The organism is Listeria costaricensis, assembly GCF_900183385.1.
GTDB lineage: Bacteria > Bacillota > Bacilli > Lactobacillales > Listeriaceae > Listeria > Listeria costaricensis.
On sequence record NZ_FXUT01000025.1, the window covers coordinates 31,942 to 57,102 of the forward strand.

The 25,161-nt window shown below is 50.9% G+C and carries 29 protein-coding genes; 1 reads left to right on the forward strand and 28 read right to left on the reverse strand.

The genetic code is table 11. From position 1 onward, the window contains the following. Positions 1-165: 165 nt before the first annotated feature. The gene (locus CS921_RS14045; protein ID WP_099224977.1) at positions 166-975 is read left to right on the forward strand and encodes a hypothetical protein; all 810 of its coding nucleotides are present in this window, start codon (positions 166-168) and stop codon (positions 973-975) included. 56 nt (positions 976-1,031) lie between these two features. Here the strand turns inward: CS921_RS14045 and CS921_RS14050 are convergent, their stop codons facing one another. The 28 genes from CS921_RS14050 to CS921_RS14180 all read right to left on the reverse strand — a co-directional run bounded on the left by CS921_RS14050 (position 1,032) and on the right by CS921_RS14180 (position 25,110). Beyond that, positions 1,032-2,600 (reverse strand): recombinase family protein, encoded by a 1,569-nt coding sequence (locus CS921_RS14050; protein WP_099224979.1) that lies wholly within the window; start codon positions 2,598-2,600, stop codon positions 1,032-1,034. After that, positions 2,600-3,016: an integrase gene (locus CS921_RS14055; RefSeq protein ID WP_099224981.1), complete on the reverse strand. Its 417-nt coding sequence runs from the start codon at positions 3,014-3,016 to the stop codon at positions 2,600-2,602. Before CS921_RS14055 ends, CS921_RS14050 begins: the two co-directional genes overlap by 1 nt. Positions 3,017-3,020: 4 nt before the next feature. Next, positions 3,021-4,580 (reverse strand): recombinase family protein, encoded by a 1,560-nt coding sequence (locus CS921_RS14060; RefSeq protein WP_099224983.1) that lies wholly within the window; start codon positions 4,578-4,580, stop codon positions 3,021-3,023. Positions 4,581-4,632: 52 nt separating this feature from the next. Continuing rightward, positions 4,633-4,839 carry an SHOCT domain-containing protein gene (locus CS921_RS14065; protein WP_006291492.1) on the reverse strand — a complete coding sequence of 69 codons (207 nt, stop codon included), beginning with the start codon at positions 4,837-4,839 and terminating at the stop codon, positions 4,633-4,635. A 117-nt stretch (positions 4,840-4,956) separates the two neighbouring features. Then, on the reverse strand, positions 4,957-5,928 hold the full coding sequence (locus CS921_RS14070) for a GH25 family lysozyme (protein WP_099224985.1): 972 nt from the start codon (positions 5,926-5,928) through the stop codon (positions 4,957-4,959). A 1-nt stretch (position 5,929) separates the two neighbouring features. Continuing rightward, positions 5,930-6,343, reverse strand: coding sequence for a phage holin family protein (locus CS921_RS14075; protein WP_006291490.1), 414 nt, complete (start codon positions 6,341-6,343; stop codon positions 5,930-5,932). 79 nt (positions 6,344-6,422) lie between these two features. Then, positions 6,423-8,894, reverse strand: coding sequence for a glycosyl hydrolase family 18 protein (locus CS921_RS14080; RefSeq protein ID WP_099224987.1), 2,472 nt, complete (start codon positions 8,892-8,894; stop codon positions 6,423-6,425). Continuing rightward, positions 8,891-9,469 carry a hypothetical protein gene (locus tag CS921_RS14085; protein WP_099224989.1) on the reverse strand — a complete coding sequence of 193 codons (579 nt, stop codon included), beginning with the start codon at positions 9,467-9,469 and terminating at the stop codon, positions 8,891-8,893. The genes CS921_RS14080 and CS921_RS14085 overlap by 4 nt, the downstream gene beginning before the upstream one ends. Then, positions 9,470-9,661 carry a hypothetical protein gene (locus CS921_RS14090; RefSeq protein WP_022117855.1) on the reverse strand — a complete coding sequence of 64 codons (192 nt, stop codon included), beginning with the start codon at positions 9,659-9,661 and terminating at the stop codon, positions 9,470-9,472. Between the two features lie 13 nt (positions 9,662-9,674). Then, positions 9,675-12,197 carry a phage tail spike protein gene (locus CS921_RS14095; protein ID WP_099224991.1) on the reverse strand — a complete coding sequence of 841 codons (2,523 nt, stop codon included), beginning with the start codon at positions 12,195-12,197 and terminating at the stop codon, positions 9,675-9,677. Positions 12,198-12,203: 6 nt separating this feature from the next. Next, positions 12,204-12,983, reverse strand: a complete 780-nt coding sequence (locus tag CS921_RS14100; RefSeq protein ID WP_009242880.1) for a distal tail protein Dit — start codon at positions 12,981-12,983, stop codon at positions 12,204-12,206. Position 12,984: 1 nt separating this feature from the next. Further along, on the reverse strand, positions 12,985-15,705 hold the full coding sequence (locus CS921_RS14105; protein ID WP_099224993.1) for a phage tail tape measure protein: 2,721 nt from the start codon (positions 15,703-15,705) through the stop codon (positions 12,985-12,987). An 18-nt stretch (positions 15,706-15,723) separates the two neighbouring features. Then, the gene (locus CS921_RS15600) at positions 15,724-15,888 is read right to left on the reverse strand and encodes a hypothetical protein (RefSeq protein WP_009242878.1); all 165 of its coding nucleotides are present in this window, start codon (positions 15,886-15,888) and stop codon (positions 15,724-15,726) included. After that, positions 15,885-16,262 (reverse strand): hypothetical protein, encoded by a 378-nt coding sequence (locus CS921_RS14110; RefSeq protein WP_099224995.1) that lies wholly within the window; start codon positions 16,260-16,262, stop codon positions 15,885-15,887. The genes CS921_RS15600 and CS921_RS14110 overlap by 4 nt, the downstream gene beginning before the upstream one ends. A gap of 11 nt (positions 16,263-16,273) precedes the next feature. Continuing rightward, positions 16,274-16,858: a major tail protein gene (locus CS921_RS14115; protein WP_009242876.1), complete on the reverse strand. Its 585-nt coding sequence runs from the start codon at positions 16,856-16,858 to the stop codon at positions 16,274-16,276. Between the two features lie 5 nt (positions 16,859-16,863). Next, positions 16,864-17,190: a hypothetical protein gene (locus tag CS921_RS14120; protein ID WP_099224999.1), complete on the reverse strand. Its 327-nt coding sequence runs from the start codon at positions 17,188-17,190 to the stop codon at positions 16,864-16,866. Further along, the gene (locus tag CS921_RS14125; protein ID WP_099225001.1) at positions 17,187-17,573 is read right to left on the reverse strand and encodes an HK97 gp10 family phage protein; all 387 of its coding nucleotides are present in this window, start codon (positions 17,571-17,573) and stop codon (positions 17,187-17,189) included. The genes CS921_RS14120 and CS921_RS14125 overlap by 4 nt, the downstream gene beginning before the upstream one ends. Further along, positions 17,570-17,902, reverse strand: coding sequence for a phage head closure protein (locus CS921_RS14130; protein WP_009242873.1), 333 nt, complete (start codon positions 17,900-17,902; stop codon positions 17,570-17,572). The genes CS921_RS14125 and CS921_RS14130 overlap by 4 nt, the downstream gene beginning before the upstream one ends. Continuing rightward, positions 17,899-18,234, reverse strand: coding sequence for a head-tail connector protein (locus CS921_RS14135; protein WP_009242872.1), 336 nt, complete (start codon positions 18,232-18,234; stop codon positions 17,899-17,901). The genes CS921_RS14130 and CS921_RS14135 overlap by 4 nt, the downstream gene beginning before the upstream one ends. 19 nt (positions 18,235-18,253) lie before the next feature. Continuing rightward, positions 18,254-19,489, reverse strand: a complete 1,236-nt coding sequence (locus CS921_RS14140; protein ID WP_009242871.1) for a phage major capsid protein — start codon at positions 19,487-19,489, stop codon at positions 18,254-18,256. A gap of 15 nt (positions 19,490-19,504) precedes the next feature. Next, positions 19,505-20,233, reverse strand: coding sequence for a head maturation protease, ClpP-related (locus tag CS921_RS14145; RefSeq protein WP_031475236.1), 729 nt, complete (start codon positions 20,231-20,233; stop codon positions 19,505-19,507). Continuing rightward, positions 20,230-21,558 carry a phage portal protein gene (locus CS921_RS14150; RefSeq protein ID WP_099225062.1) on the reverse strand — a complete coding sequence of 443 codons (1,329 nt, stop codon included), beginning with the start codon at positions 21,556-21,558 and terminating at the stop codon, positions 20,230-20,232. The genes CS921_RS14145 and CS921_RS14150 overlap by 4 nt, the downstream gene beginning before the upstream one ends. Positions 21,559-21,574: 16 nt before the next feature. Then, entirely contained in the window at positions 21,575-23,176 is a 1,602-nt protein-coding gene (locus CS921_RS14155) for a terminase large subunit (RefSeq protein WP_099225064.1), read from the reverse strand. Between the two features lie 122 nt (positions 23,177-23,298). Further along, positions 23,299-23,547 carry a DUF7678 domain-containing protein gene (locus CS921_RS14160; RefSeq protein WP_099225003.1) on the reverse strand — a complete coding sequence of 83 codons (249 nt, stop codon included), beginning with the start codon at positions 23,545-23,547 and terminating at the stop codon, positions 23,299-23,301. Positions 23,548-23,551: 4 nt separating this feature from the next. After that, positions 23,552-23,917 carry a DUF7698 family protein gene (locus tag CS921_RS14165; protein ID WP_099225005.1) on the reverse strand — a complete coding sequence of 122 codons (366 nt, stop codon included), beginning with the start codon at positions 23,915-23,917 and terminating at the stop codon, positions 23,552-23,554. 131 nt (positions 23,918-24,048) lie between these two features. After that, positions 24,049-24,225 carry a DUF5049 domain-containing protein gene (locus tag CS921_RS14170; protein ID WP_099225007.1) on the reverse strand — a complete coding sequence of 59 codons (177 nt, stop codon included), beginning with the start codon at positions 24,223-24,225 and terminating at the stop codon, positions 24,049-24,051. Between the two features lies 1 nt (position 24,226). Further along, positions 24,227-24,451, reverse strand: coding sequence for a DUF4314 domain-containing protein (locus CS921_RS14175; protein ID WP_099225009.1), 225 nt, complete (start codon positions 24,449-24,451; stop codon positions 24,227-24,229). Beyond that, positions 24,442-25,110, reverse strand: a complete 669-nt coding sequence (locus tag CS921_RS14180; RefSeq protein WP_099225011.1) for a virulence protein — start codon at positions 25,108-25,110, stop codon at positions 24,442-24,444. The genes CS921_RS14175 and CS921_RS14180 overlap by 10 nt, the downstream gene beginning before the upstream one ends. Positions 25,111-25,161 lie beyond the last annotated feature (51 nt).

Here is a 25,161-nt window from a genome sequence, read left to right on the forward strand (position 1 = left end):
CAAATTCGGCATCGGGCAGGACGGACGCTTCTCGGTAACTTATCCAAGGGCAAATCCGGTCGAAAAGTGTGAGAGTTGAGTTGCCACGGTAGATGTCACTATGTTGAGTTGCCACGTTAGATGTCGGGGAGTTGTGGCTGTGAGATAGATGTTAGGAGGAGTTGGATGGAATTTGCTACAGATATATTTTCATTAGATAAACCGTCGTCGGTAACATTTAACTTGGTTGGAACAAGACTTCCAAACAATCACGATTTGTATTTTCGTTCAAAACAAAAAGAACTTGTCGAGCAATACTCAGCTGCTCGTATATTTTTAAGAGAAACCGAAACCGATGATTGGGAACATTGGTTTAATCCAGTTGAGGATGATGTAGCTAATAAAGCTTTTAAGTTGATATTTCGGTCACATTTTTATGAGACTGCATTGTTCTATTATAATGCCATAGTAGATATGTCTTGGACACTATGTTATGTGTCGGCAGAATTTGCCTGTAGCCAACAGGGAAAAAGAGTAGATTTATCTGGAATAAGACCTATCGATGAGGCAGCAACATTACTTAGAAGTGCTGAACGAAACGTGACAGCACCTACTGCCGAGAATAATCCCTTTGAGTACCTGAGGATGATGTGCCCTGAATTCATTCCTGCCTTCGATCAGATTATTGATTTTTGGAATGCTTTTTCAGATTCAGAAATAAGAAAGCGCTACAATTTTTGTAAACATAAAGGGAGACCGGCATATCAGGAAATTGAAGATTTGTCTTCGGGACGCGTGATGGGCTTTTATGTTCAAAATAAAGACACGGGAGAGAAAACCCAGATGGCGTCGGATATTGCTGATGTTAGGTATTCTTTTTCATTGGAGGATGCAATTGTGCAATTGGCGGATTTTGATGATAACAAGCTCTTCCCATACATTAGAAAGTTGATAGATACGATTGAAGATATACTGAAGCCATCGCCGATGATTTAAAAATGAAAGAGCAAGTCGACTATATAGTTAATGACCATTAGTGCGACTTGCTCTTTTTATGCTTCGATTTCGATTGCAAGCCCGGATTTGAATTCCACATTGAAGTGGTCGGCAAAAACGGTGATCTTCTCGATGAGCTTTTTTACCAGAGCCTCATCAAACTCTGTGATATCGGTTTCTTGACCTGCGATGAAGTTCTGCAGCTCTTTGAGCCGGTTCATGGCTTCTTCCCGGTGGTGGCTGTCGAGTTCGGATTGTTCTCTCTGGTCGCGGAGCCGGAAAATCTCATCGGCGATAGAGTCATAGTCCTGTTTATTGTTTGCCTTCTTGATGAGCTCTTTTTGCAGTTCTTCGAGCCTTGCCTGAATGCCGCCCGGCGAGAGGGTGTCAGCGCTGACCACAGCTTTTGCGATGTTCTGCTGTAAGGTTTTAAGGAAAAAGTCCCGCTTGGTAAGAATTTTATTGAAGGCCTTGACCGTGATCTCTTGTAGAAGGAGCTCGTTAACCGTCCGGTTGGTGCAGTTCTTTTCAGCCGAGGTCGGTTCCAAGCGGCTGATGCAGCGCCATACGATGGACTTGCAGCCGTGATTGTTCCAGTGAACGCGCCGGTAAAGCTCACCGCAGTCTCCGCAGAAAACCATCTGTGCAAAACAGTGATTGCAGGAGAAACTGCGTTTTTTGCCTGTCGGGCTGACGTGGACTACCCGGCGACGGACAAGCTCCGCCTGCACCTGCATGAAGAGCTCTTTCGGAATGATTGCTTCATGATCGCCCTCAACGTAGTATTGAGGGACGGTGCCGTTGTTCTTGATCCGCTTTTTTGTTAAGAAGTCTGTGGTATAGGTCTTTTGAAGCAGCGCGTCGCCCATGTACTTCTCGTTGCGGAGAATCTTGTTGATGGTGCTGGTGTGCCATTTTGTCTTGCCAGCGCCGGTAAGGATGCCATCAGCCATAAGCCCGTCGGCGATCTTATCCATGCTGGAGCCTTCAAGGTATTCTCGGTAGATGCGCTTTACGATTTCTGCCTGCTCCGGATCAATGATCAGATGCCCGTTGTCATCCTTTGTGTATCCGAGGAAGCGATTGTGATTAACCTGAACCTTACCTTGCTGGTAGCGGTATTGAAGTCCCAGTTTGATGTTCTGGCTCATTGACTGGCTTTCCTGCTGGGCAAGGCTCGCCATGATTGTGATCAGAACCTCGCCTTTAGCGTCCAGCGTGTTGATGGCTTCCTTCTCAAAATAAACTGGTATGTTCTTGTCTTTCAGCTGCCGGATGTATTGGAGGCAGTCAAGAGTGTTTCGGGCAAATCGGCTGATGGACTTGGTGATGACCATGTCGATGTTACCGGCCATGCACTCGTCGATCATTCGGTTGAATTCGTCACGCTTTTTTGTGTTGGTGCCGGAGATGCCGTCGTCCGCAAATATGCCAGCCAGCTCCCATTCCGGATTCTTTTGAATGTACTCGGTGTAGTGTGTGACCTGAGCCTCGTAGCTTGTTTCCTGTTCTTCGGAATCCGTGCTGACGCGGCAGTAGGCTGCAACACGGAGCTTTTTCTGATCTGATTGTTTTACTGTATTTCCGACTTGTCGTCTGGCCGGAATCACCATAACATTTCCCATTAGCTTACCTCGCTTTCAATGAGGCTGTAGAGGTATTCTGCCTGCAGCCTCGGATCTTCATAATGTTGCTCTGCCGCTGCCATGCGAAAGCCGGTAGGAGGCAATGCGTGTTTTACATTCTTTTTCCTGTTCAGCCTGCCAAGTTTCCCGGCGCGTTCCAGACGGATGGCAGCAGCTTTATCGTAGGTTTCCTGATCGATGATGGCCGGGTAAAAATCGTCTCCGAGGTAGTGTCTGTTTTCCATCAGACGCTTTGCCGTGCCGTGGTAGGTTTCAATGCCAGCAGCGGCAGCGGCCTTGGCCAGTGCCATCCCGGAGATGTAATTCTCATAGAGCTTTCGTATCTTATTGGCTTCATCCTCTTTAATCGTGGCACAGCCGTTTTCAATGCTGTAGCCGTAGGGAGTATGTCCCATGCATTCACATCCTTTCCCGAAGTGTCAGACCGCATTTCAATTCAAAGCACACTTCATTTCTGGAGCGTACAATGATGCGGTTCACATATTCTTTAAAAAGGTCATCATCGAATTCCTGAAGTATTCCGCCTTTTTCTGTAAAGTGCAGAAGCGCTGTAGCTGCGGTGACCTTTGTTACATCTCCGGAAACAGCGTTTTTTAAAGCGTTGATCTCATCCCGGAAACTGTCTGCCTGCGAAAGCAGCTCGTTCGTTTCTTTGTTAAAAAGGATCGGGTCGATGATGCCCTGTGTCATGAGCTTTGTCAGCGTCTCGCGCTTTTCTGTGTTCTGCGCCAGTAGGGTCTGTATTTCCTGAATGCGCCGAAGCGAGTCATCAGACGAAGTGTTTTTCAATGCGTCCACATATGGTTTTAGGATGATCCTGTGCGCGTAGACCAGCTTGTTCATCATGGTGACGAAAGCCTGCTTCAGATCATCGTCTTTTACAAAAAGCATGTGGCATTTATCTTTATCCTTGATGTGGGTACTGCAGCACCATGCGATGTATTTGTATCCGGTGCAGCTGTGTATCCGGCGCTTAAAGGTATCGCCGCACTCGCCGCAGATGATCTTCCCGGAGAAGGTGTAGCGATTCTGGTATTTGTCGCTCCCTTTGACGACACCTTTTTCCGTTGCCCGCTGGTGAATAAAAGCGTGAGCAGCTTCAAAGTCCTCCCGGCTGATGATTGCCTCGTGATGATCCTTGACCATGTACTGTGTCTGCTCGCCGTGATTGTTGTGCCGGACAAAGCGTGAATCCGAGTACGTTTTCTGGAAAAGGCAGTCGCCGACATACTTCTCATTGGAGAGCATCCCGCGAATGGTTGTGGCTGTCCAGCGTCCGTTTCGCTTGGTAGGAATGCCGCGCCGGTTCAGGTCATCCGCGATGGCGTGGGTGCCTTTGCCGGAAAGCAGCGCTGCGAAGATTTCTTTTACCACAGCCGCCTGCTCCGGATTAATTACCATCTGCTCGCCATCCCAATCGTAGCCGTAGGGTGGGTAGCTGACTTTATAGGTGCCGCTCTCAAAGCGTTTCTGGATTGACCACTTGCTGTTTTCTGATATGGAAACAGACTCGCCTTCGGCCATGCTGGAGAGAATTGCCAGAAACAGCTCGCTCTCCATTGAGCCGGTGTTGATATTTTCCTTCTCAAAATAAATCGGAATGTGCAGGGCGAGCAGTTTTCTTACCAGCTCTAAGCAATCCGTTGTGTTCCGGCTGAAGCGGCTGATGGATTTTGTGATAACAAAGTCCACTTTACCGGCCTTGCAGTCGTCAATGAGTCGTAGGAGCTCTGGGCGCTTGTCCTTCTTTGTGCCAGTGATGCCTTCGTCGTAATAGAGTCCAGCGAACTCCCAGTCATCACGGGATGTGATGTAATTTTCGTAGTGGGTTTTCTGTGCCTCAAGGCTTTCAAGCTGGGCATCGGAATCCGTAGAGACGCGACAGTAGGCGGCTACCCTGATCTTCTTGAGTTTAACTTTCGAGTTCGCTGTTTCCGCGATTTTCGTAACTTTTTTCAAGGGAAGTACCTCCTTTCCGTACGTCTATACATCACTCTAAAGCGACTACATATCAAGGGATTTTCGGCATTATTTCCGCGAACAAGGGAGAGAAAGTTTCCCGATTGATGGCGGTTAATTTGTTGAATTCAGCCACAGAAATGAGGCCGTCATCGAGCATCTTCTTTGCGATTGTCTGTGCTCTGCGGTAGTCCAGATCGCCCTGAATCCGCTCCTGCGTGAAATATCCAGATTGAACATTTGTGATTTCGTCTGTCATAACATATCCACCTCCAGTTTCCACTGGAGATGAACTGCCTTTTTGAGCGGAGGAAAATAAAAAAAGCCTGCGGGCATTCCGAAGAACACTCGCAGGCATAGAAGATTGGATATTCAGTTATTTCACTCTGATCTTCCAGCCGGTCAGAATAAGGTTGACGTTTTTGATGAGCGTCGGGTTGAGTTTCTGGATTGCAGAAACCGTAGTGCCGTATTTCTTAGCAATTCCGGAGAGGGTATCACCGCTTTTTACGGTGTAGTAGACAGGAGTAGATTCTTGCTTTTTCACCAGAGCATTGACCTTTGCCTGCACGGCAGAATAATCATACCCGGCATCGGTGAGGCGTTCTTTGCGGTCAGTTCCGTTTCCCCATTTGCCGTCCAGCACCTCCTGCGCCAGCTCATCTACGGTCTTTGCCGGAGTGACCGGAGCAGGAGTGGCAGGCTTGCTGTCATCGGACGCAGACTTTGTAAAGCCGTTGAAGCCGCCGTTCTGGATAATGGCAGGATAATCCACATAGGCGTAGTCCATATCCACATTACCACTGATGCCGTCAACAGAACCCTTGGAAGAATACTGCCAGATGCCGTAGTCGCCCTTATAGGAGCATTTGCTCGCATACTGCGCTACCCAGTGAGCGTAGGGCGTGAGTTTCGTGTCATCCATGCGCTCCTTGAAACCGGAAACAGCGGAGCCATAGATCCCGACGAAGTAACCGGCATCTTCCATAGTTTCACAGAAAGCAATGGTGGCCTCAGTGATTCCGGCTTTGGCAGAAGCGGGCTGTGCCTCGTTATCCATATAGACCGGGTATTCCAGCTGCTTGCCCTTCAGGATTTGCAGGAAGCGCTCAGCATCTGCTTTTCCGGCGGCAGCAGTCACGCAGTCCTTTCCGACAAAGTAATAAGCGCCGATTGGGATACCGGCAGCCTTCGCACCTTTGTAATTTGCTTCCCATTTGCTGTCCGTATAAAAACCGGCATCGGAGCCGCCAGCTTTGATGATGGCAAACTCGATACCGGCCTTTTTGACCTTATTCCAGTCAATGGTTCCTTGCCAATGACTGACGTCGATTCCTTTTCTCGTCATATTATTTTTCCTCCTCATCGTGACGGTCGTGGAGCTGCTCCAAGACCTCCTTTAATTTCTCCGGTACCGGCAGGCCGAGATGTGCTGCGTTCTCCGTCAGTGACAGGCCTTCATTGGACAGGTAGAAGAAGATGATCGCCGTGCGGAGCACTCCCGGATGGCCGAGTACCTGAACATCAATGACGTTTCCGATGCCTACCAGCAGGAAGATCAGCACCTTGCGGCAGATTCCCTTAAAGCCGACCTCGCTTGAGAGCTTTTTGTCTACGATGGCACACATGATGCCGGTAAGGTAGTCGCAGGTCACAAAGATCACCAGAGCAATCAAGAGTCCGTCACAGCCGCCAAGGAAATAGCCAAGCCAGCCTCCGACAGCGGCAAATACCAGTTGGATCGTGTTCCAGAATTCTTTCATGAGAAAATCCCTCCTTTGTGCAAAATAAAAGCCGCCTGCATTTTGCAGACAGCCTCGTGAACTGTATCCGTGTATGAAGTTATATCTGTTTTGGCAGTGCCTCCCAGAGCCGCATATCCTCCTGTCCCAGCGACCACATGGCAAAGCCTCTCACTCCCCAGCGGTAGGCCGCTTCGTTTGCCCAGTAAACGAGCGAGTCCACATCCTGATAGTAGAGGATGGAAAAGCCGTCTGCGTCTCCGAGAAAGAGCCTTGCTATCCAGATGTCGATATCCTTTGGCGTGATGGTCACCGTATAATCGTTCCCACAGGTCAGGGCAAGCTCATGGGAGTGGTAGAATTCATAATCCAGCGAAATACTCTCGCTGCGTGTCGCATCCTCCTCGATATCCGAGGTCAACGTAAACACCTGAAATTCCGTATCCCACGTGGCGTTCGACCGGCTGATCCTGCCATACTGCGTAACTGTGCCATCCGGGAAGGTAACATCAAAGCGTTCGTATGGCTCGTAAGTCCACGCATCGCCAAGGCGGAGCAGCTCGCAGACCGTCCGGTTATCTGATCGGTATCCGGCATAGCCTCCGGAAAAGCCGCTGACCGTAGCAGTGAAGCGAAGCGTATAGGAAGAACCGGAATAAACACGCACCTTATTCCCACGGATACGCATCTCGACCGTGTACATGGATGGATCGGTACGAAGGTCGGCGTTTGCTGTCCGCTCTATGGTCTGGCTGTAGCTGCCAAGGAGCGTGCTGCCGTTATAAAGCTCCACAGCCTGAGAATCATAATTCAGGCAGCAGAACAGATCCCCGCAGAATACTCCGGCCTTGCCACTCCCTGTCACAGGAAAAGCCAGCCTTGCCCGCAGGTGAATATCGGAAAAACCATCGTATCGCCATGCGAGCTTTCCGGAGCCGTCAAGCTGGGAGTAAACGCGGCTTTCGGAATATTCATCCTCGCGCCATACAGTCCAAGAGCCTGAAAGCGTCGTCCAGTAGTTTGTTTGCAGCACACCGTAGTCTCGGAAATCCTCATACCAGATGAGGGCAGAGTCCGGCTTTCGTCTCAGCATTTCGCAGGTGAGTTTGAAAGCTCTATCCGGCTGACACTCGTTGCCGTCCACGTCGATAAAGTGGCGTGGAGAGAGTGTAAAGGTCGCGCTGCCTGCAGAGGGAGCCTCCGAAAAGCTGCTGCAAACACGGTAGCCGTAAAACTGTACGCCTTTTACATCTACGGATATCACGATGGTGTGCGTCCCGGCAGATAGTGAAATGTTGCTGGCGAGCGTCGTCCAGAAGGTGCTTCTCCAATATGGCCACCAGAGCCTGCTTTCCGTAAAATGCGTCGTGTTGCCGTCAATCGAAACATAGATGCCGTTTTTATCCCAGAAGGGATAACAGAGGCGGATGGCGATGTCGTAAGTTCCGGCGCTTGATACGGAAAAGGTATATGTGGCAGAGCCAGCGTCACCGAGAGTGGCCACACCGTTTTCAAAGGATACGATGCCGGAGTAGGAGCTTGTCGTTCCATCCGCATCCACATAAATGGTGCCGAACTCTGTGTGTTGTTCTTTGCTGTAAGCGGTCAGGTAATGCCGCCTGTTATAGGTTCCGTTCATCAAAGGATACTCATAGCTTGTGGCGTCCCTGCCTTCCATGAAGTCGTAGACCTGCGGAAGCGCCCAAGGCACCATATCATAATCATCCCAATATGCGAGGATCGGGATGAATGGCTGTGGAGGAGCATCGTCTGTAAAGTTATACTGACCGGTCATCCAGTTCTTTGCCGCATAGTAGGTATTTGACGTGCCGCGATAGGTTTTACCAAGGTTTGCAGGAAGGTCATAAATCTGCCAGTTCCAGCCATATGCAGGAAGGCCGAAGAATATCTTCTCCGGGTTCATGACTGTGACCGCATAGTCGTAAATGCCCTCCAGCCAATTCCTTGGAGAGACGGCTCCGGGAGCAGAGCCCGCCCACGCCATGCCATAGCTCATGATGGCCGCCGTATCACAGTAAGCGTTGAGATCGCCGTAAACGCACCAGTTTTCACCTCCGACCGAGCCGTTGATGGAATTCATACCCGGCAGGCATATGTTCATGAGCTTGCTGCTGTCATAACCTTTTACTGTGTTATAGATATTCCGAAACATCGCCGTAGAGGCAGCGTGCGTGGAATATCCGTCGCCTTTCTCAAGGTCAATGTCGATGCCGTCGCACCACGGGTATTTTTCCATAATGCGGACGATCTCCGAAAGGAAGGTATCCTGAGCGCCGTCGGTGTTATCTCGGAGAGCTGCAAAGATACTGTTCGTGCCATCGTTGGATATCGTCAGCAGCCATTTGATGTGCGGCCATCGGTTGATGTAGGTCAGCATGTTGGAGATGGCCACGCCGCTTTCCGAGATGATACCGGTGCGCGATACCTTAAAAGAAAAGAGACCTACCTGCGAGAGGCGGTCTCCATATGCGGCAAGTGCCTGATACATTCTGGAATTGCCCATGAATGTCCAGACCATGCATTTGCGGCCTTTCAAATAATCATAGCTCACAGGGCATCACCTCCGTCCTGCATTTCCTGAAACTCAACATAGATGCGTGCAGACTTTTTATCTGCCACTGTAATCGGGTGCTTGCTGTCACCGGCAGCAGAGTATTGGAAAAAGCCGTCCTTGGATGTTGCAGAGCCGTTCTTCAGGCACTCCCTTGTAGAGGCAAAAAGGTCAAATTCATCACCGGCAGCAGCCGCTGCTTTGAAAGTTGCCTTATGAGCACCTTCACCCAGCGCAAGCGATATACACCCGGCAGCCATCGCCTGAATCGGATAGACCTTGTAGTCAAGACCGGCAGCAGTGGTACCGAGATTGAAGATGACGCAGGTAGCAGCGGAGCGGACGATACCGTTATAAAACCTCTTTCCGTCTGTAGCATCATCGCCATCGTATTTTTCCAGAAACGTTTCGGTGTTGATGACAAAGCCTGTGACTTTATCGCCTTCCTGCAGCATCAAGTCGGTAAACCAGACCGAACCGGTGCAATCTATGACGGTGGGCTTTACCGTGATGTTTACGACGCGCTTATCCTGTTTTTTTGTAATTGTCTCTGTAAAGCGTGTAAACTCCGGCATTTATCCGTCCTCCGTCCATTGAATTTCTGATACATGGCCTACCCAGCCGGTGGCGATGGAGCCGCCCTGCAGGAGCATATCTGTTATATATACAGTTCCAGTGCAGTCGGTCACGCATACCCGGATGGTGATCTTTGTGACGCGGCCATACTGAGGAGAGACATCCTGTGCCACGTGTGTAAATGAAGCCATAGAAATCCCTCCTTCAGATCAGGTCTATAAATCGTGTTTCCGTTGTTCCGTCCTCGTATTCAAAGGTCACCTCAATGCCCACCTGTCCATTCGTACCTTTTGAGAGATTCTCAGAGGCAATCTGCGCCGAAAAGGTATAGCACTGCCGGTTGGCGGGCGTTATGGTCTGTGAAAGACTCTTTGTGGTATTCAGCGCACCTTCGCATTTGAAGGAAGCCGTGCCGGATACGCCATTATCTGCATCCACGGTAAATCCGGAGTTTTGCCAGTAGGTAAGACCGGAATCTGCTCTGGAATTACGCAGGTGATTAAACGGCACCAGATCCTTCATTTCCTGACTGTCTATCAGATCGGTAGACTCCAGCGTATCGGCTGCGCTATCCCAGCGTGAGGAGGAATCGCCCAGCTCCCGGAGGGTAGTGGAAAGCTCCAGCACCGTATTCCAAGGCTCCTGCAGGTTGTATTCCCTACGGACGATTCTGGTCTTTACAGACAGGTTCAGGTCATCATCCTTCACCATGACCGTATCGCCCAGCGCCCATGTTTCATGTTCATAGCCGGTCAATACTGACAGATCCATCGCCTTTAGCACATAGGAGATACGCGGAGAGGCATAGTCTGCAAGTCGCATGTTGGCATATTCCAGCATCTGATATGGATTGGTGAAGTTCGAGCAATCCAGCGTAGCAATTCGTATTTCGGAAGTATAGGTCGTGTCCTGCACATATTCGTTGCCGCCATTGATCGAAGCAAAGGTCATGCCGTCCTTGCCATAGGCGTAAAGCCTTGTAATCAGGCTGGTCGTATCAATGACGCGTTGGATGGATTTCATGTTTTTCTTGTAGCAGAACAGTACGCCGGAATCCTCACCGGAGAAGGTTAGGAGCTTCACGATCCTGTTTGCGTTATCAAAAATCAGGTCGCCGCCGTGAATGTTCTGTACTGCACGCAAAATTGCCAGCGCGTTTTTCTCAGAGCAAGTCCAAGTACGCTTTGTGGAGACATTAACCGTGCCCACATCCCAGTCGGTACCCTGCAGGGCATAAGCCATCGGCACATCAGCCGTGTCTGCGTTAAAGGTAATCTCGTCCTTTTTTACGGAGTAGGCAAGGTCATAGAATGCCGCTTCCGCATAGACCGTTGTGATGGCCTTGCCGCTTTCTTCCTTGTCGTCCGTAATCGTGCGGATGCGATAGGTGTCGCTGACAATACGCACGGTCTTTTCGTTATCAATATAGGCGCGTTTGCTGTCCTGAAACGGCAGCTTAAATTCCAGCTCATCCACGCCGTTGATCTCACTGGTCACTATGATGTCATAGGCGTTATCCAACACAGCTTCCACATTCCCGTCTGAGTCCAGAATGACCGGTCTTGCATAGCCAAGTTTGGTATAGAGAGGCTTCGGATTATCGTACAGACTGATAGATGTCAGCGTAGGCGTCCTTGCTGCATTTGTGGTAGAGAGCGTGACGCGGTATTTGATGTATTTCCTTGTAGGAGATTCCAGCTCGCCGTTTGCACCGACAGCCTGCCACTCTGTCCAAGTGGAGAGGTCATCTGAGGTGGCTGTTTCCACAAGCGAGATAGAGGTCTCTCCCGGAGAGTAATCAGCTTTTACAGAAACTCTGCCGTTGCCAGTCACGCCACAGTCCCTTGCTGCAGTAATGAGCTGTCCGCTTGACGGATAGACAGAGTCTGTAGCTCGAAGCGTAACGACATCCGGTGTCGTCAGAGCGTCCACATCACCGGTCAGATCTGCACCGTTTGCGGAGAGCGATTCCAGAAAATATTCTGCAAGGTCATCGGCGGTTAGATCAGAATCGCAGTCGAGGAACCAATCATCAAAGCCGCCTGCGTACCAGTAGGAGTCCGCGTGCATTCCCCAGATGAGGTCAGCCACGCAGCTACGGTTCAGATCTCCGGTAAAGGTCAGCACACTTGACTGCCAAATCGTGCTGGAGCTCTTATCGCCAAGGATGTATTGCGCTGTCTTGGCATTTGGCTTAATCACGCATGCGATAAAATACCAGTAGCCGTTTAGCAAAGAGAATGATGGCGTTACAGACGTATCGAGGATCAGAGAACCGGAGGAGTTATACAGCATAATCCTCGGTTTTCCTCTGATCAGCGACAGATAGAAAATCGGCTGCCCGGAACCGTAGCGGGTATTCAAGATCGGAGTATAGGTGTTGCCGACTGAATATGTCGTGGGCTTCATCCAGCCGCCGACCACGATGGTTTCACCGAGGCTTGAGAAGATGCTGCCGTCGTTTTCTACCTTCAGGTAGGTTTTCTCCGATGAAGGATTATTGATGTTCATCTGAAAATAGCGACCGAAATTGCCTGTTTTCATATCTGCGGTTGTTCCGCTCCAGTTATGAATATATGCCTTGCGATCCTTCCCGGAGGAATCCGCCAGATAATCATCTGCATCCGGTTCGGACTCGTTAAAACGCCAGAGACCGTCGGGAGCCCATGCAGCCGGGAACTCGCCGGTGAAGGCATCTTGGGTATTCAATATATTTTTAAGAGCCATGCAATATCACCTCCAGCGGCTTCTGGCTTGAATGTTCAGTTCCGTAAATGTTGTACTCGTACCGACCGCAGCAATCACGATGGTATTATCTCCCGTATTTAAGACCGGGAAATTCAGCTCCGACAAAAGCGGGAGACCGTTTCGGAGGGTTTCTCCGTTAGAGTCAACTACTTTTGCCGTCATCAGATCGGAGTCAATAATCAATGTTTCTCCGGCGGCAAGCCGTCCAATGATCTGTAGCTCGCTGCCGTTTGTGGTTATGGAGATATACGAGTCCGTCCCGGAAGGAATTACACCCGTTAAGGAGTAGACCGGGTAGGACTCGATATTCCCAAGAGCGCGAGACGCGGTAAAGGTTCCGGTTTCCGCAAAATCAAAGGTCTCGTCTGATATGGCATAGCCATAAGGGTCTGGGCAGAAAAATTCCAGATCAAAGGTGCAGGAATTACGGACTGCCCGGTCAAAGGAGAATCCGGATGTAAGCCTTGCTTCATACACTCGTCCCGGTTCCTTGTCCAGAATGAGCTGGCAGAGGCCGTTGTCCGGATTCAGCCATTCGATAATATCGTCCTTTTTTGAAAGAAACTGCTCGTCCGTCTTTCCCGGAGGAATGAAGCAGGAAATCAGTATCTTTCGCTCGGATACCGTTTCTCCGAAATCAAATACACCGTGTCGTCCGGGCATGGTGATCGTGTTGTTTCTAAGATCCGGCATCCGGTATTCGTTTGTAATTCTTGTCGCAAGTCCCATAGACTGGGAGGTTGTTCCGTTAAATGAAAATCCCATGTTACACCAGTCCTTTCGCCCTGCGTCCGGCAGTCAGCAGAGTATTGAGCTGCTGAGAAATCTTCCGGATATCGTCGTCGCTTCTGACACTCATTTCCTCAATATTGATGAGAGGCTGGTCGCCTGAAACACTGAGAGTAGCGCTGCTTACTGCATCCTGAATCATGGAGCGCAGCGAGCTCACACCGACCACAGCTTCATCACCGGCCTCACCGCCGCCAAGAAGCGTGCCGCCGCTCTGGCCGAAGATGGTCGCATCCTTTAAGATCATGCCGCCGGACATCGCCTTCTTATACCAATCCACAGAAAAGTGCGGTATGGATGGCGGGTTCAGCGAAAAGCTGCCTGTGATGGAGAAGTGCGGCAGCTTGATCTTCGGTAGGCTCCAGCTGAAGTTGAATACGCTCTTTAGCTTGTTTACGATGCCGGATACCGTGCTCCAGATGGTATTGAACACATTCGAGATGGTACTCTTGATCCCATTTACGATATTGGACACCGTGCTCTTGATCGCATTGAAGCCATTGCTGATGCCGGACTTCATGGCATTAACCACATTCATGACTGCGCTCTTTATACCGTTCCAAACGGAAGTGACCACGCTCTTAACGGCATTGAAAATCGTAGAGGTCGTAGTTTTGATGGCATTCCATGCGGTGGTGATGACCGTCTTTATAGCATTCACGACAGTTTCAACAGCTGTTTTTATCGCGTTCCAAACAGTAGTAACCACGGTCTTTATCACGTTCAGGACGGTTTCGATGATCGTCTTATAGATATTGAAATAGGTGGTCACTACAGTTTTGATTGCATTGAAAATGGTTTCAAAAAAGCTCTTGATGCCATTCCAGATCGTAGAGATAACCGTCTTTATGGCATTCATCACGGTTTCAACGGTAGTTTTTATCGTATTCCAAGCTGTGGTAAGAAAACTGCTGATTGCATTTGCCACAGTGGTGAAGGTGTTCTTTATTGCCTCCCATATACTGACGAAGAAGTCCTTGATCGCCGTCCATACAGTAATGGCAATCTCCTTGACCTTTTCCCAGAGATTGATCCAGAATTCTCTGAAGCCTTCGCAGTTGTTCCACAGGTAGATAAACGCAGCTACCAGCAGGCCGATGGCCGTTATGATCAGGCCTATCGGATTTGCCGCCATGACAGCATTCAGACCAGCCATCGCCGTTTTTACTCCGGCCATAGCAGTGGTAACAGTAGGAATAATCGTCATAATGGTACCAACAGCGGATATAACCTTACCGACGATTACAAGTACCGGCCCGATTGCAGCAGCCACGAGCGCAATTTTCACGATCATCTGCTGCATAGGCTCTCCGAGGTTGTTCCACCATTCGGCGAGAGATTTCAGCTTGTCAGAGAGCTCTTTCAGGACAGGAGCAAGAACTGACATCAGGGAGTTGCCGACCTCTGCACCGGTTTCCTTCAGAGAGTTCATGGTCATCTGGAACTGGTCAATCGGGTCGAGTGTCTCATTGAAGGTGTTCTCGACACTGCCTTCAAAATCTCCGAGGAAGCCAGAGAAATCCGACAGGTTGAGCTTTCCGGTCTGCACGGCATTATAGATGGAGGCACCGGCTTTACTACCAAAAAGGTCATAGGCCGCCTGCAGCTTTTCTGCATCGCTGCCGCTTCCTTGCATGGTGGTGGAGAATTCCGCAAGCACCTGATCCAGCGTTTTGCCGTCTGCAGTCGCATTTTTCATGGCGGTCTTTAAGCCCATCATAGCGGCAGAGGTATCAAGACCGGACATTTCCACCATGCCCATAAAGCCAGCGGCCTGCTGGGCAGTGAGTCCCATTTCCTTCAGCTGCGCGGCATTGGAGGAGAGGGCATTTGCCAGCGTGTCCATATCAATGCCGGTGGCCTGACCGGTGGCATTTAAAGCATCCAGAAGATTATCTGCCTCGGAAGCGTCCATGCCGAAGGCGTTCATGACGGAGGATACATTGTCGATAGATGTCGAAACATCGGTATCATTGAGCTGGGCAAACTTGATGAATTTTGCCGAGAGGTCATCCAGCGCCTGCCCAGTCAGGCCGAAACGCGTGTTGACCTCGCCGACAGCAGCACCGGCAGTTTCGAAGTCCGTCGGTATCTCCGTGGCGAGGTCTTTTACGATCTGGCACATATTCTCCAGCTCATCGCCGGTAGCACCAGTTTTCTGTGCAACGATGTCAAGGCCAGCATCCACCTCGTTAAAGGCAGCAATGGAGGCAGCGCCGATGGCGACAATGGGAGCCGTTACATGCGTCGATAGGCTCGTGCCGACATCAGATATTTTCCCGCCGACCTCCTGCAGTTTAGAGCCGGTCGCCCGGAGTGTTGCCGTGATAGAAGTATCTGTTTCCCGACACTGTTGTTCGAGGTTTTTGAGCTCGTTTTCGGTCTCTATGATCTCACGCTGCCATGCATCATATTGCTGCTGGGTGACGGTACCGTTTTTAAGTCCAGCATCCATCTGGTCTTGCACGGACTTCAGCTGTGTGAGCTTTTCCTTCGTTTCGGAGACTGCCTGTTGTAGGAGCTTCTGTTTCTGTTCGAGCAGCGCGGTATTTGTCGGGTCGAGCTTTAGGAGTTTGTTGACGTCTTTTAGCTGCGACTGAGTTGATTTGATTTCTTTGTTTACGCCGGAGAGGGCTTTGGAAAGGCCGGTCGTATCGCCGCCGATTTCCACGGTTATGCCTTTTATTCTGTCGGCCATGCGGTGACCTCCTTCCTGTTAAAATCGATCCATCTGCTCCTGTGTCGCGAGCGCAGGATAGTTGTAATCGTCGTTGCTCATTTCTGCATACATGTCATTGACAGTCCCGATAGTGAGCAGGTCGAGCTCCGAGATGGAAAGCCCGATCTGCACACACCGGAGTAAAAAGAGCGGGGTTGTCATTTCCCGCTCTGTCGGATGATGTTTTTTTTAGATTCCACCTGCTGTTCCACATTGAGTCCCCACAGCTCGATGATCTGAGGCAGGATTTCATAAATGGAGAAGGTGTTGAACTGGTCGAGCCAGTCCTCCGGAGTATCCGGGACATCAGGATTCTGATGCTTTGCCATCAGCCATGCGATATTCTCAAAAAGCTCCAGACTGAAAGTGTCCAGATTGGAGCTTTCTGCGTCGCTTTCATCGATGCCTTTCTGCAGCTCGTTTAAATCCTTGTAAATATCCCTGTGGAACTTATTTCTGTAAAGGCGAGGAATGGCGGCTGAGGCGCGGAACTGCACCTCTTTGCCGTCAACTTCGATTGTTTTTGTTACTGCCATATCGCGCCTCCTTATTCACCGCTACTTACTGAAGCACTCGGCTCATATACAGAGCTGTACCAAGCGTCGTAAACAGCACTTGTAGTGTTCGTACCAGTTTTGACCTTCACAATGCCGGAAGGGAGCGGAGAAGCTGTGATGGAGAGCGTCTCAGTCTGCACCTCGGTAGAGTCCTCCTTGGTGCTGCCGGTGACGGAAGGACGGGTCGCGCTGCAGTAATACATGCAGTGACGGATCTTTCTCTGGTCGCCGGAAAACTCAAAGAGCAGCGCAAAATGCTCCGGCTCTACATCCTTGTTCTCAACAATGACGCCGTTTGCATCCTCAGTCTCGTGCATGACATCCGTAAGAAAGCTCTCCGGGATCAGCGCCAGTTCAAAGTCGCCGGAATAGCCGTTGTTGTTTGAAACCATGTAATATACGGAGTCGTCCGCATAGAATGGATCATTATCTCCCTCAGCATCCAGCGAAAGGGATACGGCACCGGGCATTGCTACGGGTGTACCAAAGGTGACAGTGCCGTCAGCGGCAAGCGTAGCAATGGCGTAGTGGCAGTTTTTAAGGCCGAACTTGACCTTGTTACTCGTGTTAGGCATAGTTTTTAACCTCCTATGATCTGTGTTTGATATAAGACCTCGTACAACTTCTCCGACTCGATCCATACCTCAGATTTCTCATAAGGCAGGTCGTGGGCGATTAAGATGTCCTCGATCTGGGTTTCTGTTTCCGGGTCTTTTACGTCCGTGTATAATTCGATGTTCAGTTCATCAATTTTTTTGAACACGGTGTCATCCGCGAACATATTGTCAGAGCCCGGATAAAGAAAAACGAGGAAGGGTGGGTCTGGTGACTCGCCTTCGGCAAAATGGTCGTAGGCAAGCGGCAGACCGGCTTCCTCTAACATGGTGATTACATCGTCGTATGTCATGATCCACCTCCCAGCTTCTGCCTGATGGTATTGACGAGCTTTTCGTTTCCGCGCTCCTCGGCTGAGGCGATATGAGGCTGTGCCGGAACACGTCCGCCGCCTCGTTTCACATGTCCATGCTCCAGAAGGTGTGCCAGCTGATAGCGGTTCCTCGAATGCACTACAAGGTCAATGCTCTGTGAATCCTCATGCATATTCTTGACTGACCAGCTTTTCTTGTATTTACCGGTATCAACCGGAGCGCCTGCCTGAATATCCTTACGGACGGAAGCAGCAGTTTCTTTCACAGCGGCCTTCATGTCATCTGTGGCGAGCTTTGAATATTTTTCGAGTTCCTCCATAATGGCGTCGCCCATCTCGTTTATTGATACATTTCTACTCATGCGTTCTTCTCCAGCTTGCAGTTGAATTTCAGGCTGTTATGCTTATAGCCCATCGGATTCACATAGGTGATGTTGTAGGTGCGGCCTTCCGCGATGATCCGGTATTTTGTCGATTCCACATCCGCAAGCTCAGAGCAGTAGCGGCAGGTGAAGTCCAGCGATTCCTCCGGATTGATGACTACACCGGAAGATTCGGAACCGGAGCTCGTGCCGACAGTCGCCCAGCAGGAAAAATAATCCGCCCAGCCGGTTTTGTGGTTTCCGTATTTGTCGACGATGACCGTATTTTTCTGGAAAGTGACGCGCACCCTCATAGCTGCTATATTCATGAAAACGCTCCTTCCCGTATTGCAAAAAGAAGTGAGCGTAGTGTCATGGTAAGAGCATGGTGATCGGCTTCCTCCCTGTGCTCAAAGAGATAGGCACAGGTATAGAGGATAGCGACCTTCATGGTTTCCCGGATTGCAGACAGCTCCGCTTCGGTATATTCATCAGAAGAAGCAGCATCGGAGTCGATCACTTCCCACTGATCATCCGTAAGTCTTGCAATATCAATACATAAGCGAATTGCGGAGGCCAAGAGGATACCGACCGTGGCATCCTCATCCGACGAATCTACGCGCAGATAGGCCTTCGCATCTTCAGTTGAAATCAAAGCCACGGTCGTTCACCTCCTTGCCTTAAGAACCGGAAGTTGCCTTCATGTCAAGAATCTTGATGCCTTCGGAAAGGATCAGCTTGCCGTCAACACGTTCCGTGCAGGTAAAGCCGACCTGACCGTTGGTAGCGTAAAGCTCGTTGAGGCGCTTGATTGTGCGACCGGCTCTATCAGCGATCCAGTAGCAGGAGAAGTCGCCGAATGCGATGGCTCTTGCACCTGCGGCCATTGTAGGTACCTTCGGAGAGGTGTAGAGCGGATAGCCAAGCAGTCTATCAGGCTCTCCGGCAGTAAGAGCAGGCTGCCATACATAGACGCCGTTCAGATCCTTGAGCTTTCTGATAGCTGCGACAGTGGCATCATTCATGAGGAACTTCGCCTTGCTGCGATACGGTGCCTTGAGAGAGTACACAAGGCTGATCAGCTCATCGGCGGTAATTGCCGTAGCGGAAGCTGCGGTTACGCCGGAAGGAGCACCACCAGCGGCAGAAGGAATGAACAGGCCAGTAGGTCTGTCGATAGCCGTCTGGCCGGTCTGCACAGCACCGTTGATGAAGGCATCTTCTTCAGCTTCACCGAAGGCGCGACCGAATTCCTCAGAGATGTAGCCTTCGATATCAAAGAAGCTGTCGGAAAGCAGCTCGTCGGACACCTTGATGAGGTCAGTCAGCTTAAAAGCGTCAATGCTGGTCTGCGCGAAGGTCGGATTGCTCTCGGTGTAGGCACCGTTCTCGGCAGTCCACGCCGCCTGCGTGTGACCATTTGCCACAGGGATCTTGCGCTCGTTCTGTGTGGTAATGACCTTGCAGCCGATAGTACGCATGATATTGTTTTCGTTGAGCGCCTGAACAAGGGTGTGCTCGAATTCAATCGGAACAAGGTATCCGCCGTTTGCATCGGTTCCTTCCTCAAGTACATCGCGGATTGCGGGATTGCCGGGATGACGGATGTTGTCCCAGAAGGCCTTTTTATAGGCTGCAGAAGCTCTGCCGGGCTTATCTTCCGGTTCATCCTTTACACCGGGCTTTCCGGTGAGCGGAGTAGAAGTCGGTGCGCTCATCATCTTGTCGATCTGCTCCTGACGCTGCAGGCGCTCGATATCCTTGGTGAGGTCGGTGACTTCCTTTTCCATCTTGTCGTAGGTTGCAGCATCCTCCGCAGAAACCATGCCGCCGTTCTGAGAGTGGCTATTAAGAAACGCCTTAGCGGCCTCCCATGCCTTCGCTCTCTTGTCCATGAGTTCCATAATCTGAGTCATAATAAAAATCCTCCTTTAATGTGCGAGAAGCGAAAGGCGCTTCTCAAGATCGGTTACTGGTACCATGTGTTTATTTGCTTCCGGCTTTTTCTTGGGAATCAGTCGGGAAAGCAGCGAATCGGTGACGGCCTTGCGGGAGAAAAGCATCTCCGCGTCAGCCGTATCCTCCGGGACAGATTTTTCTCCATCCCTGAACAGAATCTCGTCAGCAAAGCCAAGCTTCACGGCTTCCTTGGCGTTCATCCATGTCTCGGCATCCATGAGCTGTGAAATCTTGTGACGGGAGAGCCCGGACTTGATTTCGTAGGCATTCATGATGGATTCCTTGACTTCGTTTAACATGTCGATGGCTTTCTGCATTTCCTCGGTATCACCGATGGCGATGGTTGCAGGGTTGTGTACCATCATCATGGCCACGGGACTCATGCAGACCTTTGTTCCGGCCATAGCGATAACCGATGCCGCCGAAGCAGCAAGAGCATCAATCTTGACCGTCACATCATGTGGGTAATCCATCAGCATGTTGTAGATCTGTGCAGCAGCAAAAACATCACCGCCCGGAGAGTTGATCCAGAGGGTGATGTTTCCATCGCCTGCATGCAGTTCATCACTAAATAGCTTGGGTGTTACTTCGTCGCCGAACCATGTCTCATCGGAAATTTCCCCGTCGAGGTAGAGCGTTCGGTCGGAGCCAAAGCTGTCCGGCTCCTCGTTTCGCACCCAGTTCCAAAACTTTCTGGTCATAGTGCCTCCTTCTTTCTGAACCGGGTGCGCCCGTCTTCGGGTTCCGGTTCGGTTTGTGTTTCCTTCGTTTCATCAGCTTCCTCCTGCGTCTGTGCTGAGGCCGCAAAGATACCCGCGTCCTTAAGCTTGGTCATATTGCCATTGATCAGGTACAGGTCGCCGCCTTCCTCCTCCGGAATACGGTCGAGGTTTTCAAGCTCCCTGATATCGTTAGCGGACATCCAGCCGTTCTGACGTCCGACCGCATAACCGTTCATGCGGCTCTGGTAGTCACCTCTGAGAAGCCCGTCCACGTTGAATTTGAAGAAGTAGTCCTTCTTTTCATCCGGAGAGAGCAGGGCTCTCTGCATGGACTGTTCCCAGCGGCATACCCACGGGTCGAGCGTGTATTTCACGAATTCCAGCGACTGTTGCTCGATATTTGAGAAGCTCGATTTCTCAAGGTCTCCGATCATGTGAGGCGGGATGCGGAAGATACGTGCGATTTCATTAATCTGGAACTTTCGTGTCTCTAAAAACTGCGCTTGTTCCGGTGAGATGGAGATAGGCGTATATTTCATGCCTTCCTCCAGCACAGCCACCTTGTTTGCATTAGAGCTGCCGCCGAAAGCAGAGTTCCAGCTTTCTCTTACACGCTCTGGATCTTTTACCACACCGGGATGCTCCAAGATGCCGCCGGGAGTCGCGCCGTTTGCAAAAAACTTAGCGCCGTATTCTTCACAGGCTATTGCCATACCGATGGCATTCTTAGCCATTGCAATTGGGCTGTAGCCCACAAGGCCGTCAAAGCCAAGACCGGGAACGTGCAGCACGTCGGACGGCTGGAGTCTTACACGGCTGCCATTCATCGTGTGCGCCTCATCCTGTGATGTTTGGTATTCGTAATAAAGCTCTCCGTTTTCATCACGGTTGACCGTCATACGATTTGGCATCAAAGGATAGAGCGCGACTACTTCGCCTTTGCCGTTCCGAATGATCTGCGCGTAGGCGTTTCCCCACAGGAGTAGGTGCGTCATCAATGTTTCCCGGAATACAAAGGATGTCATTTCCGGATTTGGCTCATCGTGAAGCAGGAAGTATAGCGGGTGATTTTTCGCTTTTTCCTTGCTGCCGCCTTCGCCGTATCGATAGAGGTGAATCGGCAGTCCTGCAATCGCCTCGGACAGAATCCTCACGCAGGAGTAGACCGCCGTCATCTGCATGGCGGAGCGCTCCGTTACAGCCTTGCCGGAGGTCGTGCCGCCGAAGAAGAAGCGGTAGGAACTTCCGGTTGTTGAATTGGTAGGCTTATCTCTTGAACGAAACAGTCCTGAAAATATGCTCATATTGATCACCTGCCTTTCAGATAAATAAAATGCCTCTGTCGTCATAGACAGAAGCACCGTTGTCATTGCCGCAGCGGATCGCACGGTCAAGCGCCATGATGGTGGCGATGGCTCCGTCGATCTTCTCTGTAGATTTTTCCTTGTCAGCCTTGATATTTCCGGCTGGGTCAGTACGGATGAAGATGTTATCCATATTCCAGCGGAGAACAGGATGACCGCCGTGGGCGAGCTTTTGCTCAAGTGTCAGCTTCATGAGCTCCTTTGTGGGCGGGCTCATATCCTTAAAGCCCTGTCCGAAGGGCACGACAGTAAAGCCCATGTTCTCCAAGTTCTGAACCATCTGGACTGCTCCCCAGCGGTCGAATGCAATCTCGCGGATATTGAAGCGCTCGCCGAGGCGTTCGATGAATTTCTCGATATAACCATAATGGATGACGTTGCCTTCGGTCGTCTGCAGCACGCCTTCCTTCTCCCAAGTATCGTAGGGCACATGATCGCGTCTCACGCGAAGATCCAGCGTATCCTCTGGCACCCAGAAGTATGGGAGGATCACATACTTGTCGTCTTCATCCCGTGGCGGGAATACCAGCACAAAAGATGTAATATCCGTAGTGGAGGACAGGTCAAGACCGCCATAGCAGACACGTCCTTCGAGGTCATCCTCATTGACCGGAAAGGCGCAGGCGTCCCATTTATCCATTGGCATCCAGCGTACAGCCTGCTTTACCCATTGATTAAGGCGCAGCTGCCTGAAGGAATTCTCTTCACCGGGGTTTTGCTTTGCCGATTCGCAGGCCGCTTCTACCTTGTCAATGCCGACCGTGATACCGAGAGAGGGATTTGCCTTTTTCCACACCTCCGGATCAGTCCAGTCCTCATCAGGTTCCGCGCCGTAAATGACCGGATAAAAGGTTGGATCGACCTTCCTGCCGTCGAGGATGTCCTGCGCTTTCTGGTGGACTTCATAGCAGATGGTGTTTGTGTCATTCCCTGCAGTGGTAATCAGGAAATACAGTGGCTGCATTCTGGCATCACCGGAGCCCTTTGTCATTACATCAAAGAGTTTCCGGTTTGGCTGGGTGTGCAGCTCATCAAATACCACGCCGTGGATATTAAAGCCGTGCTTACTGTAGGCCTCAGCGGAGAGCACCTGATAGAAGCTGTTGGTAGGCTCATAGATGATCCGTTTCTGGGAGGCCAGTATTTTGACGCGCCGATTAAGCGCCGGGCACATCCTTACCATATCCGCAGCAACATCAAAAACGATGGTGGCCTGCTGTCTATCGGCAGCGCAGCCGTAGACTTCGGCGCGTTCCTCACCGTCACCGCAGCAAAGGAGCAGGGCGACAGCGGCAGCCAGCTCTGACTTTCCCATCTTCTTCGGAATTTCGATGTAGGCCGTATTGAACTGACGGTAACCGTTCGGCTTCAGGACACCGAACAGGTCGCGGATGATTCGTTCCTGCCAGTCGATGAGCTCGAAGGGTTTTCCTGCCCATGTGCCTTTGGTGTGGGTGAGCTGCTCGATGAACATCACAGCGAAGTCCGCCATCTGCTTGCTGTAGTGAGAAGTCTCTGCCATGAAGCGGGTCGGCTTATAGTTTTTCAGTTTTCGCATTGGCACGGTGGCCGCCTCCTTTCAGGGCAAAATAAAAGACCGCCATAGCGATCCGGTATCAGTACGAGAGAAAGAGCCTTCTGGCTCAGTCTCCCGGAATATTCATATTCGGGGGTTAATGCTTAGTTGTGGTTCTCCAGCAGGATGCAAAGCGCCATCTCTGCTTCTTTGCAGGTGGGATGAATGTCCCAGCCTCTGTCGTAGTTGCAAACGGTCTCGCCGTCAATCTTGATCATGAGCTTGCTGATCCTGCCGCAGTTGATGCCGTAGGTCTCGCTTGGCTCGGCGTAGTGCTTTACCCAGTAGTGACATTTGGTATATTTTTTCTTGTCCTTGGCATCCGGAATGCCGATAACTCCTTCGCTCCACATTTCCTTACGCCTCCTTTACCGTCATCTTGAAGGCCGGGATGAGGGCGTGCTCGTCGCTTCCGAAGTGGATGTAGCGCTCCTTGACCTTTACAATTCCGTCCAGCGTGCAGCCGAGCTCCTCAAACTTTGCAATGGTCTCGATGAGGCTTGAGAAGGTGGAGCTGATGGTGAATTCCTTTACTCCGAGCTTCCGGCAATCTGCAAGGATCGCTTCGATGTCGTAATCCCAGATGACTTCGGCGAAGTTCGGCAGGTCGTTTCCGGCTTCCCTGCTGTAAAGGTAGGCCTGTCCCAGCGTCCAATGGCATCCGATCTCTTCCCAGCGCATTCCGGGCTTTGCGTTTTCTATGGCTTCAATTGTGTACTTCATGGTGGTTTCCTCCTTGTGTTGTGTTCCTTTTGGTATGTACATATATCACTCTGAACGCCTGTAATAGCAAGCTATTTATCGAAATATATGTGACAATCCTGCGGGAACATTTGAGGCCTAAATTGTGTAGTTTATGCCTCGCCGGTCAGAATGAATTTGACGTATTCAGACCGGTGATCTTCAAGGTATAAAACCAGCTCGTAGAAGTCCCGTTCATAGGCCATTCGCTGCACCGTGTTCACATCGAACATATTGGTAAGGCCGGTGTCCCGGATGGCAAGGATCTGCTCTTTTACTCTTTCATCCATATCAGTCCACCACCTTCCGCACACGGTCGATGCCGTAGATGACATTCAGACCGGAGCCGTTGTCCCAGTTCACCATGAGGCTGCCGGTATCGTCGACTCCCGTAACGGTTCCCTTGATGCCGATGGGCGGAGCCTGCACATCGTCCATCTGTAGAAGCTCCACGCGAGTGCCTGCCGGGTAGCGGGAGCGGAGCGCTTCAAGCTGCTCTTTTGTGATCATTCGCATGCTGCCACCTCCTTTTCCGGTGCGCCGTTCTTCCAGCTGGAGTTGCCGGAGAGGTTCTTAAGGAGAATCTTGCGCTCTGCTTTATACTCGTTTCCGATGAAGCCAAGCCGCAGGAGAAAGCAGCGGAATGCGTACTTCTCGTTGTTGACTTCCTTCTCGGTGGCGCTGATGCGCTTCAAATCCCGGCTCATTTTGCCAAGGGCTGCAATGAAGTGGGTGTAGGCCTTGACCTCTTCCGGCTCCGGCATCTCAGTAAACCAAGGGAAGCTGACCGTATCCTCTGTGACCTCGATGCCAAGGTCGTCAATGCCGAGTGCCTTTTTGATGAGGCTTTCCTTGGCTGTGAGGAGGTTGGTGAGGTTTCCGACCGCCACCTTGTCGAGCGGGAGGCTGACTGTAAGGCCAGTGGCTTCATCGTCGCTTTCGACCTCTTCGGTATCCTCCGGTGTGAAGCCATCCGCGATCAGGTTGTGGATGATGCGTTCCAGCTTGTCTGCGTCCTCGCAGGTTACGCCGCCTTCTTTGTCGACCGTGATGTCGCCGATCTTGTAAGCGCAGGTCGGCATACGCATGTAGATCGCCTTGTCGCCGGTGAGGTTTTCAATGGCTGCGACTAATGCTTTTCTGTCGTTTCCGGTTACGTTGTAATTTGCTTTCATGAGTGTGTTCCTCCTTTGTGAGATTAAGTTTTTTTGCTGTGCCTTTCGGCA

What these genes read in the sequence shown, in the direction of transcription:
- CS921_RS14045 (WP_099224977.1), top strand. Translation starts at nt 166, where the DNA reads ATGGAATTTGCTACAGATATATTTTCATTAGATAAACCGTCGTCGGTA.
- CS921_RS14050 (WP_099224979.1), bottom strand. Translation starts at nt 2,600, where the DNA reads ATGGGAAATGTTATGGTGATTCCGGCCAGACGACAAGTCGGAAATACA.
- CS921_RS14055 (WP_099224981.1), bottom strand. Translation starts at nt 3,016, where the DNA reads ATGGGACATACTCCCTACGGCTACAGCATTGAAAACGGCTGTGCCACG.
- CS921_RS14065 (WP_006291492.1), bottom strand. Translation starts at nt 4,839, where the DNA reads ATGACAGACGAAATCACAAATGTTCAATCTGGATATTTCACGCAGGAG.
- CS921_RS14070 (WP_099224985.1), bottom strand. Translation starts at nt 5,928, where the DNA reads ATGACGAGAAAAGGAATCGACGTCAGTCATTGGCAAGGAACCATTGAC.
- CS921_RS14075 (WP_006291490.1), bottom strand. Translation starts at nt 6,343, where the DNA reads ATGAAAGAATTCTGGAACACGATCCAACTGGTATTTGCCGCTGTCGGA.
- CS921_RS14085 (WP_099224989.1), bottom strand. Translation starts at nt 9,469, where the DNA reads ATGCCGGAGTTTACACGCTTTACAGAGACAATTACAAAAAAACAGGAT.
- CS921_RS14090 (WP_022117855.1), bottom strand. Translation starts at nt 9,661, where the DNA reads ATGGCTTCATTTACACACGTGGCACAGGATGTCTCTCCTCAGTATGGC.
- CS921_RS14095 (WP_099224991.1), bottom strand. Translation starts at nt 12,197, where the DNA reads ATGGCTCTTAAAAATATATTGAATACCCAAGATGCCTTCACCGGCGAG.
- CS921_RS14100 (WP_009242880.1), bottom strand. Translation starts at nt 12,983, where the DNA reads ATGGGATTTTCATTTAACGGAACAACCTCCCAGTCTATGGGACTTGCG.
- CS921_RS14105 (WP_099224993.1), bottom strand. Translation starts at nt 15,705, where the DNA reads ATGGCCGACAGAATAAAAGGCATAACCGTGGAAATCGGCGGCGATACG.
- CS921_RS15600 (WP_009242878.1), bottom strand. Translation starts at nt 15,888, where the DNA reads ATGACAACCCCGCTCTTTTTACTCCGGTGTGTGCAGATCGGGCTTTCC.
- CS921_RS14110 (WP_099224995.1), bottom strand. Translation starts at nt 16,262, where the DNA reads ATGGCAGTAACAAAAACAATCGAAGTTGACGGCAAAGAGGTGCAGTTC.
- CS921_RS14115 (WP_009242876.1), bottom strand. Translation starts at nt 16,858, where the DNA reads ATGCCTAACACGAGTAACAAGGTCAAGTTCGGCCTTAAAAACTGCCAC.
- CS921_RS14120 (WP_099224999.1), bottom strand. Translation starts at nt 17,190, where the DNA reads ATGACATACGACGATGTAATCACCATGTTAGAGGAAGCCGGTCTGCCG.
- CS921_RS14125 (WP_099225001.1), bottom strand. Translation starts at nt 17,573, where the DNA reads ATGAGTAGAAATGTATCAATAAACGAGATGGGCGACGCCATTATGGAG.
- CS921_RS14130 (WP_009242873.1), bottom strand. Translation starts at nt 17,902, where the DNA reads ATGAATATAGCAGCTATGAGGGTGCGCGTCACTTTCCAGAAAAATACG.
- CS921_RS14140 (WP_009242871.1), bottom strand. Translation starts at nt 19,489, where the DNA reads ATGACTCAGATTATGGAACTCATGGACAAGAGAGCGAAGGCATGGGAG.
- CS921_RS14145 (WP_031475236.1), bottom strand. Translation starts at nt 20,233, where the DNA reads ATGACCAGAAAGTTTTGGAACTGGGTGCGAAACGAGGAGCCGGACAGC.
- CS921_RS14150 (WP_099225062.1), bottom strand. Translation starts at nt 21,558, where the DNA reads ATGAGCATATTTTCAGGACTGTTTCGTTCAAGAGATAAGCCTACCAAT.
- CS921_RS14155 (WP_099225064.1), bottom strand. Translation starts at nt 23,176, where the DNA reads ATGCGAAAACTGAAAAACTATAAGCCGACCCGCTTCATGGCAGAGACT.
- CS921_RS14160 (WP_099225003.1), bottom strand. Translation starts at nt 23,547, where the DNA reads ATGTGGAGCGAAGGAGTTATCGGCATTCCGGATGCCAAGGACAAGAAA.
- CS921_RS14165 (WP_099225005.1), bottom strand. Translation starts at nt 23,917, where the DNA reads ATGAAGTACACAATTGAAGCCATAGAAAACGCAAAGCCCGGAATGCGC.
- CS921_RS14170 (WP_099225007.1), bottom strand. Translation starts at nt 24,225, where the DNA reads ATGGATGAAAGAGTAAAAGAGCAGATCCTTGCCATCCGGGACACCGGC.
- CS921_RS14175 (WP_099225009.1), bottom strand. Translation starts at nt 24,451, where the DNA reads ATGCGAATGATCACAAAAGAGCAGCTTGAAGCGCTCCGCTCCCGCTAC.
- CS921_RS14180 (WP_099225011.1), bottom strand. Translation starts at nt 25,110, where the DNA reads ATGAAAGCAAATTACAACGTAACCGGAAACGACAGAAAAGCATTAGTC.